This window comes from Beduinella massiliensis, assembly GCF_900199405.1.
In the GTDB taxonomy this organism is placed as follows: Bacteria; Bacillota; Clostridia; order Christensenellales; family Aristaeellaceae; genus Beduinella; species Beduinella massiliensis.
Map to the genome: position 1 here is coordinate 199,755 of NZ_LT963430.1, position 12,087 is coordinate 211,841.

At 60.6% G+C, this 12,087-nt stretch carries 14 protein-coding genes; 8 read left to right on the plus strand and 6 right to left on the minus strand.

Annotation, left to right across the window (positions count from 1 at the left end):
* Positions 1–79: 79 nt before the first annotated feature.
* The 7 genes from C1725_RS01775 (at position 80) to C1725_RS01805 (ending at position 3,969) form a co-directional block, all read left to right on the plus strand.
* Positions 80–550 carry a sigma-70 family RNA polymerase sigma factor gene (locus C1725_RS01775; RefSeq protein ID WP_102409975.1) on the plus strand — a complete coding sequence of 157 codons (471 nt, stop codon included), beginning with the start codon at positions 80–82 and terminating at the stop codon, positions 548–550.
* Positions 547–816, plus strand: a complete 270-nt coding sequence (locus tag C1725_RS01780) for a hypothetical protein (protein ID WP_102409976.1) — start codon at positions 547–549, stop codon at positions 814–816. The genes C1725_RS01775 and C1725_RS01780 overlap by 4 nt, the downstream gene beginning before the upstream one ends.
* Before the next feature lie 61 nt (positions 817–877).
* Positions 878–1,126 (plus strand): DUF951 family protein, encoded by a 249-nt coding sequence (locus C1725_RS01785; protein WP_102409977.1) that lies wholly within the window; start codon positions 878–880, stop codon positions 1,124–1,126.
* Positions 1,119–1,742: a signal peptidase I gene (lepB, locus tag C1725_RS01790; RefSeq protein WP_102409978.1), complete on the plus strand. Its 624-nt coding sequence runs from the start codon at positions 1,119–1,121 to the stop codon at positions 1,740–1,742. The genes C1725_RS01785 and lepB (C1725_RS01790) overlap by 8 nt, the downstream gene beginning before the upstream one ends.
* Before the next feature lie 30 nt (positions 1,743–1,772).
* Positions 1,773–2,378 carry a signal peptidase I gene (lepB, locus tag C1725_RS01795; protein ID WP_346026242.1) on the plus strand — a complete coding sequence of 202 codons (606 nt, stop codon included), beginning with the start codon at positions 1,773–1,775 and terminating at the stop codon, positions 2,376–2,378.
* A gap of 67 nt (positions 2,379–2,445) precedes the next feature.
* Positions 2,446–3,276, plus strand: coding sequence for a glycosyltransferase family 8 protein (locus tag C1725_RS01800; protein WP_346026243.1), 831 nt, complete (start codon positions 2,446–2,448; stop codon positions 3,274–3,276).
* A gap of 21 nt (positions 3,277–3,297) precedes the next feature.
* A complete protein-coding gene (locus C1725_RS01805) occupies positions 3,298–3,969 on the plus strand; it encodes a VTT domain-containing protein (RefSeq protein WP_102409981.1) in 672 nt (223 codons plus the stop codon).
* Positions 3,970–4,046: 77 nt separating this feature from the next.
* Here C1725_RS01805 and C1725_RS01810 read toward each other — a convergent pair whose 3' ends face one another.
* From C1725_RS01810 to C1725_RS01835, 6 genes are all read right to left on the minus strand, one after another.
* Positions 4,047–6,323 (minus strand): EAL domain-containing protein, encoded by a 2,277-nt coding sequence (locus C1725_RS01810; RefSeq protein WP_102409982.1) that lies wholly within the window; start codon positions 6,321–6,323, stop codon positions 4,047–4,049.
* A 321-nt stretch (positions 6,324–6,644) separates the two neighbouring features.
* On the minus strand, positions 6,645–8,222 hold the full coding sequence (locus C1725_RS01815; protein WP_102409983.1) for a DUF6056 family protein: 1,578 nt from the start codon (positions 8,220–8,222) through the stop codon (positions 6,645–6,647).
* Positions 8,223–8,276: 54 nt separating this feature from the next.
* Complete coding sequence (locus tag C1725_RS01820) at positions 8,277–8,720, minus strand: DMT family transporter (protein ID WP_102409984.1); 444 nt, start codon at positions 8,718–8,720, stop codon at positions 8,277–8,279.
* Positions 8,721–8,733: 13 nt separating this feature from the next.
* Positions 8,734–9,159 (minus strand): DMT family transporter, encoded by a 426-nt coding sequence (locus C1725_RS01825; protein WP_346026244.1) that lies wholly within the window; start codon positions 9,157–9,159, stop codon positions 8,734–8,736.
* 44 nt (positions 9,160–9,203) lie between these two features.
* A complete protein-coding gene (locus C1725_RS01830; RefSeq protein WP_102409986.1) occupies positions 9,204–10,103 on the minus strand; it encodes a hypothetical protein in 900 nt (299 codons plus the stop codon).
* 62 nt (positions 10,104–10,165) lie between these two features.
* Positions 10,166–11,062 (minus strand): helix-turn-helix domain-containing protein, encoded by an 897-nt coding sequence (locus C1725_RS01835; protein WP_102409987.1) that lies wholly within the window; start codon positions 11,060–11,062, stop codon positions 10,166–10,168.
* A 162-nt stretch (positions 11,063–11,224) separates the two neighbouring features.
* Between C1725_RS01835 and kduI the strand changes: the two genes are divergently transcribed.
* The gene (gene kduI, locus C1725_RS01840) at positions 11,225–12,061 is read left to right on the plus strand and encodes a 5-dehydro-4-deoxy-D-glucuronate isomerase (protein ID WP_102409988.1); all 837 of its coding nucleotides are present in this window, start codon (positions 11,225–11,227) and stop codon (positions 12,059–12,061) included.
* The last annotated feature ends 26 nt before the right edge of the window (positions 12,062–12,087 follow it).

Consider the following 12,087-nt stretch of genomic DNA (forward strand, 5'->3'; position numbering starts at 1 on the left):
AAAATATTTTTGCCCGGGGCGTGATAATCCGCACGGCCGGTCCGTCTTATAGACGTCACGGGAAAGGGGGGAGAGGCCGATGGATCGGGAGGCGCTCGACGCAGGCATCTGGCAGCATCGCGTCAGCATGGCGCGCCTGGCGGCGAGCATCCTGAACAGCCCCCAGGACGTGGAGGACGCCGTGTCGGAGGCGGTGCTTCATGCGTACGCGGCGGCGCATACGCTTCGTGACGAGCAGAGGCTCAGGCCGTGGCTGCTTCGCATCACGGCGCGCTGTGCGCTGGACATCCTGCGAAAGGCGAAACATGAGCTTCCCTGCGCGGAGGTAGAGCGCCCCGAGCCGCCGGTCGCGGCACGGCCGGGCAGCCTGTACGAGGTGCTGCTGCGCCTGCCCCCGGCCACGCGGCGCGTGCTGGTGCTCTACTACTACGAGGGTTTCAAGGCGCGGGAGATCGCGGGCATCCTCTCCTGCCCGCTTTCCACCGTGCTCATGCGCCTATCCCGCGGGCGCAAGCAGCTGAAAACCATGCTGAAGGAGGAGGAAGAATGAAAAACAGGGCGCTGGACGAGGCGCTGCGGCGGCGCGCCGCGGCGGATCGGTTCACGGTTTCACCGGGGCTGGAGGCCGCGATGCTTCGGGCGGCGGGGCAGGCGGCGCTTGCGCAAAATGCGAGACGGCGGCTGGGAAGGCTGATCGCGGCCGGCCTCCTTACGTCGCTGCTGCTGGTGGCGCTGCCCAGTCCGAGCGGGCGGGCGGACGGCTTACAACATTTGGGGATCGTACGCGCTTGCCAACCGGCCGTAATGTTGATATAATATACAAATGAATTTCCCGCCCCATGGAGCGGCGGGCGAGTGAGAAAGAGGAGACGGCGCGATGGATGATTTACGGCTGGGCGATCTGGTGCAGATGCGAAAGACGCACCCGTGCGGAAGCGACCGATGGACGATCATCCGCGTTGGCGCGGACATCAAGATCAAGTGCACGGGCTGCGGGCGCATCGTGATGATGGATCGCGCCGAATTCGTCAAACGCATGAAGAAGTGCATTGCCCACGCGGAGGACGGCGAGAGCGTCCCCGGGGCCCTACAAGCATCTGGAAAAGAGGAGAAACCCCATGGCTGAAAACGACGTGGAAAAGCTGGAGAACCAGACCGGCGCCCAGGAGGGCGGCAAAGAAAAAGCAAAGAAGAGTGCGAAGCGCGAAGTGTTTGAGTGGATCATGGTGTTTGTCGTAGCCTGCGTGCTGGCGTTTGTGGTGCGCACGTTCCTGTTCGAGCCGGTCAGCGTGGACGGGCAGTCGATGATGAACACGCTGCTCGACCACGAGTACATGATCGCTACGAAGTACGACTACCTGTTCGGGGATCCCGAGCGCTTCGATATCGTCATCTGCCATTACCCGGATCGCATGCGCGCGGGGCTGCTGGGCATCGGCGAGGTGCCGGAAAACTTCGTCAAGCGCGTCATTGGCCTGCCGGGCGAGACGATCGAACTGCGCGCGGGCGAATTGTACGTAAACGGCGAATTTGTGGAGCAGGACTTCGACCGCACGGCCAGCCTGGCCAATTATGGGCCCTACACCGTGCCGCAGGACTGCTACTTCGTGATGGGAGACAACCGCGATCATTCCAACGACAGCCGTAACCCGCAGGTTGGCGCGCTTTCGCGCTCAGCGATCAAGGGACATGTCCAGTTTGTCATCTATCCGTTTGACAACTTCCGCAGGATCGAGGATTAAGCGCGGCCGAGGCGAAGAGGTGGGATGGGCATGACGGATGCGTACCTTGCGCCGCAGGGCCCCACCCCTTCGCGTCCCGCGGAGGAGCAGGAACAGGAGGAACGGCGCGGCGGACGGGAACTGCTCGAGTGGCTGCTTGTCTTCGTCGCGGTGCTGCTCATCGCGGGCTTTGTTCGGGCTTATATCGCCGAGCCCGTGCAGGTGGACGGCCGTTCTATGCTGGAAACGCTGAAGGATGGCGAATACGTGCTCGTCGCCAAGTATCCCTACCTTTTCGACGATCCCAAGCGTTACGACGTCGTGGCCTGTTACTATCCCGGGGATACGCAGAAGCTCAACGTCAAGCGCGTCTTTGGCTTGCCGGGCGAGACGGTCGAGCTGCGCGAGGGCGTGCTCTACGTAGACGGCGAGTACGTGCCGCAGGACATGCTCGAGCACCCGAGGATGGACAACCTGGGGCCCATTACCCTGGCGCCCGGCTACTACTTCGTGATGGGCGACAACCGGCAGAACAGCCGGGACAGCCGCGTGGTCGGGGCCATCGCCCGAGATGCGATTATCGGCCAGGTCGTGCAGGTGATCTACCCGCTCAAGGCCTTCCGATCCGTCGTGTATGAACCAGAGGATGCGTATTAGCGGACGCTCCGAAGCGAGCGCCCGCTATTTCTTTGACCGGGTGCTCCGGGGGAAAGGGGGGACGAGTATGGAGGCGATGGAAGCGCCCATGAACGTCGTGGTGACGATCAACCGCAACTATATACGGCCGCTTTGCGTGATGCTGCGGTCTTTGCTGGACGCGCACACAGGCCGCTTTATCGACGTATACATCCTGCATACGGAGCTCACCGGGGGGGATATCGGCTTCATCCGCGGGACGCTGGGAGAGGGCGGCTATGCGCTGCACCCGGTGTCCGTTTCGCAGGATTTCCTGCAGGATGCCCCGGTGACGTTCCACTTTTCGCGGGAGATGTACTTTCGCATCTTCGCCGCGGGGCTTTTGCCGGACGCACTTTCCCGCGCGCTCTATCTCGACCCGGACATGGTGGTCTTAAGGGACCTCTCGCCGCTGTACGACATGGAGCTTGCGGATCGCTTTTTCGCGGCCGCATGGTCGATTAACGTCGCCGCGGAGATCACCCACAAGCTGCGGCTGCAAATGCCCGTGGAGAGCCGCTACTTCAATTCCGGCGTGCTGCTGATGAATTTGTCGCTGCTGCGGCTGGAGCAGGACGTGGGGGCCGCGCTCTCCTTCATCGAGCAGAACAGGGCGAAGCTTGTGCTGCCCGACCAGGACACGCTCAACGCCCTGTACGGCGGCCGCACCGCGCTGCTGGACCCGTTGGTGTACAACCTGGACATGCGCTACTTCGGCCTGCTCAGCGCCGCCAAGCTGCAGCGCTTCAATCTGGAAACCGTGCGGCGGCAGACCGCGATCGTGCATTACTGCGGGAAAAATAAGCCGTGGGATGAGCATTACCGTGCGCCGCAGGGCGTATTTTACCGGGAAGCGGAAGAACGGACGTTTAACCGCTGATATAAAGAAAGGGGGCAGTCTATGCGCAAGGAAACAAACGGCGCTATCTGGCTGCGGCGGCTGCCGCTGCTGGTGATGTTCGCGCTGATGATCTTCGTGGGCTTCCGCGTAAGAGGCATTACCGTGGACGACGTGCTCAACTATACGCCGCAGAATCTGTGGGCGGCCTCCGCGGTCATGCTCGCGGCGTACGCAGTAGAACCGCTCCTGCTCGTCTTTCCGGTGATGGTGCTCTACTTCGCGACCGGACTAATCCTGCCGCCGGTTTGGGCGGTGACCGTGGGACTCATCGGCATCCTGGTCAGCACGACGGTGCCTTACCTCATCGGCCGATTCTCCTGTACGGACATCGTGGTGCGCCTTATTGAAAAGCACCCCAAGCTGGGACAGGTGCGCGACGCCAACCGCGATAACGACATTCTGCTCGCCTACACGCTGCGCGTGCTGGGCTTCGTTCCCGAGGATCTGGCCAGCCTCTTCATGGGCTCTATCCGCATGAACTATCGTTCGTTTCTGCTGGGCTCCTTCATCGGCATGCTGCCGGGCATGCTGACCGCGACGCTCGTGGGCGTGCAGGTTTCCGGCGAGTTTTCGGCGGGCATGCTGATGGGCATTGCCGCGCTCAACATCGCTTCGTTCGTCTGCGCCTACTTCATCAACAAGCGGAGCCGTGAGAAGCGGAAGGACGCATAGAAAATTCAACAGTGCCCGCGCTGATTCATGGCGCGGGCACTGTTTGGTTCTGTGGGGATTTTTCTGCGTCGGCGGCCTCAAACGACTTCCTGATAAAGCCCGGTCACGTCGTAGGAGATGGTGAAAATGTACTTTAACCCGTCCAGCGTAATCCAGTATTTCAGCGTGTCAAAATACTGCGACGGCTCATCGGTCCCCGCCGCGCCCTTGAATTCCAGCAGTTTTTTCGTTCCAGACAGCGCGGCTTGGGACTTTAGCGGATTCAGGCTGCCTTCGTGGCACTGCATGAGGGTATCTGCGACGTTTTCCGGCACGACGGCGGCCAGGTCGAGATTTGTTTTGCCCAGCGGATCGACGTCCGTATACTTCGCGATCCAGTCCCTGAAGTTTTGATTCAGATAGACGATCTGTTGCTCTTCGTTTCTCAGGCTCAAAAACCCCGGGAAGGTTTCAACGAGGATTTCTTCAAACATCCGTCGGCTTTTCATTTCCCAGTTTGGAATGGCTGAGGCGCCGCTGCGGAGCATGCGCCGCGGCGGCAGAGGAGTCCGCCTTTCAAAAACGGGATATTTGCGGTCGAATGCTTCCTGTGAAATGGGCTTGGTAAAGTAATAGCCCTGGGCGTAGTCGCATCCGATCTCCTGGAGGAAATGGACGTGCTGAATCTCCTCCGCGCCTTCACAGACAATCTGACTTCCCATGGTATGGGCCAGCTCCACCGCGAAAACAATGATGTCCTTTACGTTCTCGTGTTCATCCGCCTCTTGCAGGAACGCTTTATCCAGCTTGATGATTTGCAGCGGCAGCCTGCCCAGCAGATTCAGGCTGGAATAGCCGGATCCAAAATCGTCCATGGCTATGGGGAAACCCTCATCATCCAGCCTGGATAGCGTCTGGAGAACCCCATCCGCAATGTCGTTAAAGGCGCTTTCCGTTACCTCCAGCTCGATGCAGTCGTGCGGGATTTTATACTGCTCCACAAGGGTGTGAAAGGTTTCGTAAAACGCCTGATGATAAAGGGTGACGCGTGAAAAATTGACCGATATGGGGAACAGCTCCTGCCCCTGCTCCCGGCGGCTGTGCAGGTACGCGCAGACCTTTTTCAGCATATAAAAGTCGAGCTCCGCAATCGATCCATTTTCTTCAAAAAGCGGAATAAAGGCGTCGGGATATAGGGTGCCGTGTCCTGGAAGCTCCCACCGTACCAGCGCTTCGGCCCCCACAACGCGCATATCGGATAATTCTACCCGGGGCTGAAGGTACAGTTCAAACTCCTGATTGGACAGGCCGTGGTACAGCTGTTCTTTCAGCCTGCGCTCCAGCCTCAGCTTTTGCAGGAGCTGTTCGTCATACCAGACAAGCGATTTGTGCGCCTGCGTCTTTGCCGTCTTATGGGCCGTGTTTGCTTTGTCCATCACGGTCTTGATCAACTCCCCGTTGTCGAGGATTTGATAAGCCCCAAAGGTAAAATCCATGCCGCCGAACGGGCTTAAAAATTTTTGCGCCTTTACCGCCTGCTCGAGCACGGCTTTCAGTTCGTCGATCAAGGCGTCTTTCTTTTCGGCCAAGAGAATGAAGTCGTCCGCGTCGATGCGCGCGCAGACGTACGCACCCTTCTGCCAATCCACGATTGCATCGGCCAGCACACGCAGCAGTTGATCCCCCTGCGCATAACCGATGGAGTCGTTGACGACCTTGAAATTATTGACGTCGAACTGGACGATCACGAATTTTGTCCGGGCATGCTGGGATAAAAGGTCGGCGGCCACGGATTCAAATCCGGCTCGATTCATAAGCCCGGTCAGCTTATCCGTCGAGGTTGCCGCCTTCAGGGTCTTTTGGTTGCGCTTGTTTACGATCACGAAAGCGGCAACCGAGAGAAGCAGGATCAGAAAGTAAACCGTAATAAAGCTGATGAGTTTCTGATTGGAGTCCTGTTCGGCCTGCAGGACCAGCCGGTCCGCCATCTCAAAGTGTCTTTGGCTCAGGTCATAGAGCTGCCTGTCCGATACGGCCCCGGAGCGCACGGAGTAAATTTCCTCTTTTATGCTTTCCCAAACCAGATTCAGTTCCGTCAGCTGCTGCTGAAATGCCTTGCCGCTGTTTTTCGCAAGCCCGTACGCTCCCTCGCCGGTTCTCAGGTCATAGATGATCCCGTTCAGCCGCGCGATCAGCTCGTCGTCCGGCTGACCGTCCAGCTCCTCTTTGACCAGCCGCTGCGTGGCGCCCCGAACCAGTCCGCTGTAGTTGATGATTCGCGCATCGCCTACATTTCGCCAGAGCATTACGACCAGGAGCAGAACCGCGATAACCCACATGCCGGTATAAAGCTGGAACCCTCGTTTTGTTCTCATCGTCTGCGCCACGTCTCCTCATTTGTTTGGTTGCCGCGTCCCGATCCACAGCAACAATTTGGCGGTTTTTACAATATTATATCAATTATAACGCCGCTCCTCGTACAAAGCAACTGAATTTATGCGATGTACTGCCCTTTTGTGAGATCGTATGGACGGGCCCATGTCGCGCCCTTCGGCGTCCCAATGAAGAAAGCCGCCCCATCGGGCGGCTCAGACCATCAACAAAGTATCGTCTTGTAAAAGGGCATGCGTGAAGGGGAGACCATCTCTTGCGTCGCCTTTGCGGCGAGAAATAGGCTTTGTACGCGGGGCGTCTTTTTAAGGCTTCTCCTGCACGGTGAGCGGAATGCCCGCCTCTTCTATCATCCAGGCGTTGATCTCCTCCTCCGTCATGGCGGAGATTTGCCCGGGCTCGAGACGGCGGAGGACGTACCACTCGTCGTAATCGACCACGCGCAGCTCAAGATCCTCCGGCAGGCCGTAAAATGCCTTGAAAAACACGTGCGTCAGCTGCGAATCGCCCGGCGTCGCAGCCCAGGTGTAGGGCCGCTCATAGGGCAGGTGCGGCAGATAGGCGAAGGAGGCGCCCGATTGCGCCTGCGTCCGCACATAGTCTGCGCGCTCACGGCTGACCGAGAAATCCTTGCCGTAAATGCTGAAGAGGAAGCAGAAGACCACGCACAGCACCGCGCAAAGGGACGCGCGCAGGCGAGGAAGCAGCGTCAGCATACCTGCCTCGGCGAGCAGGTCGAGCGTAAAGGCGATTTCCAATGCGTACATGGGCAGAAAGTTGCGCGCGTTCACCGGCCGCACGACGAAGAGCGGTGCGGTGAGCAGGAGAATGCACAGCAGCGTGAAGACCATTCGCCGCCGATGCGGCGCTTCTCCCGCGCAGAGCGCGAGTCCGAAAAGCGCGGCGGCCGCGGCGAGAGAAAGCAGATTTTCAAAGTGCGCGGTGTATGCGGCCAGGGGTGACCAGCCCGGATTTGCCGCGCGCACGCCGAAATAGGCGGCGCACAGCAGGAGCGTCAGCGCGCAAAGGCGGGGAAGTCGCCCGCCGCGCCGCACGGCGAAGACCAGCGCCGTTCCGGTCAGGGACAGCAGCAGCGGCAGATTCCGGTCGAACAAGTGCGGACGGATGCGGGAAGCGTACTCCCCGCTGTAGTAAAGGATGGGGTTTTGCCCGCCCGGCAGCAGAAATGCACGATAGGGATCCTGCGCCGCGCCCACGGCCCGATAGCCGCCGTTTGAAAACATGAGGAGCGTGCCGAGCGCTGCGCCTGCGAAGAAGAGCAGCAGCGCGCCCTGCATCCTGCGCGCGCGCAGCGAGGTGTAGACGAGGACGCCCAGGCTCATCGCGAGCAGGCAGAGGGTTACGTGCTCCATGAACAGGGAGCCGCACAGCCCGAGCGCGAAGAGCGCGGGCGCACGCCGGGGAGGCAGGCGCTTCCCTTCCCAGACGGGCGCCATCAGCGCAATAGAGAGCAGTAGCAGAGCCGTGCCCGCGCCGTAGTTGGCATAGCCCGAAGCCCAGGCCATCGTCTGACCCAGCATGTCCGCGGGCATGCAGAGCAGCAGCGTCAGGGAAAGCAGAACGGCCTCTGCGCTATCCCGCTTTGCCGCGCGCGCGGGCAGGTAGGCGATCAGGAAGAAGCCCGCGCCCACCATCAGCGCCTTGAGGAGCGGCGCGCGCGTGAGCAGCAGCACCAGCAGGTTCCCCAGGTAGCGCCCGTTGTAGTCCGCAAAGCCCTCCGACAGCCGGTCAAGCCCCCCCTGCGTGCCCCAGTCCCAGTCGTCGTCTACGTAGGGCATGAGGGCGGCGAGCAGGATCAGCAGGCACAGCACGAATAGGCAGACAATCGCCATCCTTCGGTTGATTTTGCGCTTGATTTGCATAGAACTCTCCACTTTTGAATAAATAGTTCGGGATAATTGGAAGGTTATCTCCACTTATCTCTTTTTCTTTTTTTCGTTGCTGTCCACCCATACGTTAAAGAGCAGCCCCGCGACGATCAGCAGCGCGCCGAAGACCTTGCCGGCCGTCAGCGGGATGCCGTTCAGCGCGTCCACCACCATGCCCATGAGCACCTGTCCGGTGAAGAGCAGCATCGTCACCAGCACCACGGGCACCCGGGGCAGCACGACGCAGTTGAGCAGCACCACGCATACGCCCAGCGCGCCGCCGAGATAGACGTAGGCGGGCAGACCGGAGAGGCGCGGCACGGTGAGGGATCGCAGAAAGAGCGAGAGCACGAGGGAAGTGGCGAGCCCTGCCGCATAGTTGACGAGCGTGCTGCCCTCGACGGAGATGCGCTTGCCCAGCGCTGCGTTCATGGAGGTCGTCAGCGCGACGAGCGCGCCCGCAGCGATGGAAAGCAGGACGTAGATAGCCATGCTGTATGCCTCCTTACAACGCGTACATCGCGCCGAGCCCCAGCGCCATTAAGGCGAAGCCCGCCAGCTTTTTGGGGTTGAACGCGCGCTTTTCCATCCCAAACAACCCGAACTGGTCGATGACGCAGGCACAGGTGAGCTGGCCGAGCAGCGTCAGCGCCAGCATCAGCGCTGCGCCGAGGGGCGCGTAGCACAGGTTGTTGAAGACCGTGGTGAACACGCCCAGCACGCCCGCCGTGTAGAGGAAGGGCGAGAGCGAGCGGTCGATCAGGTGCAGCCGTTTTCTTCTGAATCCTACGACGAGCCCGATGGTGGCAAGACCTATGATGTGGATGATGACGACGGCCGTCCAGTCGCCCACGGCCGCCTGCAGCATGCCGTTGCAGGAGACCATGACCGCAATGATCGCGCCCGCAAGAAAAGCGCCTGCGTTGTACATCGGTTTTCCTCCCTGCTTTTGAGATGGCGGAATTTGCAGCCCGTTCATTCTTTCGGATAGGCGAAGTTATCAAAACACTCCGTATCCGTTCCAAAGACGAGGATAGGGGCGATGGAGCGGCCCTCAAGGCCTGCGCCTGCCGCGGCGATGTCGTAATCCCGAAGGGTGACGTCGTGGATCTTCGCGCCGTCGGCATACCCGAACAGGCCGCACGCCTTTGTGCCGGGGTCCCTTATTGTGAGCCCGGTTATTTCGCAGCCGTTGCCGTCAAAGCTCCCCGTAAACGGTTCCCCGGCGGTGCCGATGGGGATCCATTCCGTGTCGGACAGGTCGATGTCCCGCTGGAGCATGTAATCCTGATCGAGGCTGAGCTGTCCCGACGCAAGCGCCAGGAGCTGCTCCTTCGTCGAGATCATATAGAAGGTTTTCCCCTGGAGCGTCACCGATTCAAGCGCAAGCGCCTGCCTGGAGATCGTGACAAAGCCACGGACGTTTCCTAAATCGCCGCCGTTTGACGCGCGGACGAACAACGCGTATCGCCCCGGCTCCACAGGGGCGGAAAAGATAAAGCTGGCGCTGACCTTCAGGCTGCCGCCGTTCATCTGGGTGGACCAGGTGTAGAAGGTTCTGTCCGGCGAATCGTTTCCCGGCGCGGCAAGGCCGACCTGCAGGCCGCTCCCCGTTTCCGCAGACACATTGTAGCGGATCTTGTCCCCGTAGGAGAGATCGTATTCGCCTATCCAGTGAAAGGCGGATTTCTCGACGGACTCGGCCTCGACCGGAATCCGATGGACGTTCGCTGCCGGCTCGCGCCTTCCTCCTGCGAGGCAGGCTTGGGGGGATTCCGCCGGTCGCCCGGCGGATGCGGCCGGCGCCGCGCCTGCGCACATGGCTAGAACCAGAATGGCGGCAAGCGCGAACTTGCCCTTTTTCCTGTCATACATTGCGGCGTCCGCCTTTCTTTTCGCGGTTTTCTGTGCGCGCCGGTTGGCGCAAGGCCGGAGGTTCAGGGCGTCGGGCCCTTGGCCGGACCGGGCGAGGGGCGGCGCCCTTCGCCCAATGCGTATTGCTTGGGCGATATGCCGACCGCCTGACCGAACGCCCGGATGAAGTGCGCGTAATCGCCGAAGCCGGACTGCTCGCAGGCCTCGTGCACGGTCTTCCCCTCGGAGAGCAGGCGCTTGGCCACGCTGATGCGCCGCGCGACGACGTACTTGTTGATCGTCGTGCCGGTCGCCTCCTTGAACAGCCTGCACACGTATCCGCGCGAAAGGTAAAACGCCTCGGCTACCGTGTCGATGGAGACCGGCTGGGTGATGCGCTCGTTCAGGTACGTCAGGATGTCCGCCGCGCGTTCGTTCGCGTGCGGGTTGGGGGCCGCGCCCAGATCGCCGTGGCGCTCGAAGTACAGGCCGTTTACCAGCACCATCAGCTCGACGAAGCAGCTGTTCTGCAGCAGGTCGCTTCCGAAGCCCTGCGGCGCGCTGAGCCTGCGCAGCAGCATCGTAAAGTCCGTCCGCTCGCTCTCCGTGAGCATTACGCGGTGCGAAAAGCCCGCGGGGCGGCGGAAGAAGCAGGCCGACAGGTCCGTGTCCGGCGTGGAAAGGCTTTGCAGGTACTCCGGATGGATGCAGACGATCATCCGCTCGTGCGCAGCGCCCTCGGCGCATACGGGCCGGTGCGCCTCAAAGGGATTGACGACGAACAGATCGCCCGGGTCCGCGTCGTAGAGCTTGTCCTCGACCACGAACTGTTTGTCGCCCGACATGGAGTAGTAGATCTCCAGGCAGTCGTGAATGTGCATATGGCGCGGCTTTTCGTCGCTTCTCAGGTGCGCTACGGCGAAGCGCCGCGTGCGTGCGCATTCCTCGATCGCGTCCTGGCAGTGGCTGAATACCTGCATCGCGCGTCCCTCCCATGCCTTTCAGGTGCTCATTGGATTATCATACACGAACAGGTTACGATTTGCAAGCTTTTTGAGAAGATTTGCAAGGACTTTGCGCGCATCGCATGCTATAATAAAGTCACAAACCGGAACTCAATCAAGCAAGAGGAGGTATTTTCCATGCAACTGAACGTACGCTATCCCAGCCATCCTGAGGATGCGAAGCACTACACCACCGAGCGCCTGCGCAAGGACTACCTCATTGAAACCGTCTTCGTGCCCGACGAAGCCGTATTCACCTACAGCCACTTCGACCGCATCATCGCGGGCGGCGTCATGCCCGTGAACCAGGCGGTGGAGCTCACCGGCAGCAAGGAGCTGGCGTCCGACACCTTCCTGCAGCGCCGGGAAATGGGCTGCATCAACGTGGGCGGCAGGGGCACCATCACCGTGGACGGCACCGTCTACGACCTGCTGCCCCTTGACGGCCTGTACGTGGGCATGGGTGCGAAGGAGCTGAAGCTCGAAAGCGCCGATCCCAAGAACCCCGCGAAGTTCTACATCAATACCTGCCCGGCGCACAAGACCTACCCGAACGTCAAGGTGGACATCGAAAAGGCCGCCAAGCGTCCTCTGGGCTCCACAGAGACGTGCAACAAGCGCGTCATCAACCAGTACTTCCACCCGGACGTCATGCAGAGCTGCCAGCTTTGCATGGGCATGACGGTGCTGGAGCCGGGCAGCAACTGGAATTCCATGCCCTGCCACACGCACGAGCGCCGCATGGAGGTCTACTTCTACTTCGACCTCAAGGACAACAACGTCGTCTTCCACATGATGGGCGAGCCGCAGGAGACGCGCCACCTCGTCATGCACAACGAGCAGGCGGTCATTTCGCCCTCCTGGTCGATCCACACGGGCGTGGGCACCAGCAACTACACCTTTATCTGGGGCATGTGCGGCGAGAACCAGGAGTTCGACGACATGGACAACTTAAACCCCCTCGACCTCAAGTAAGCGATTGCACGCGTTCGGATCAACAG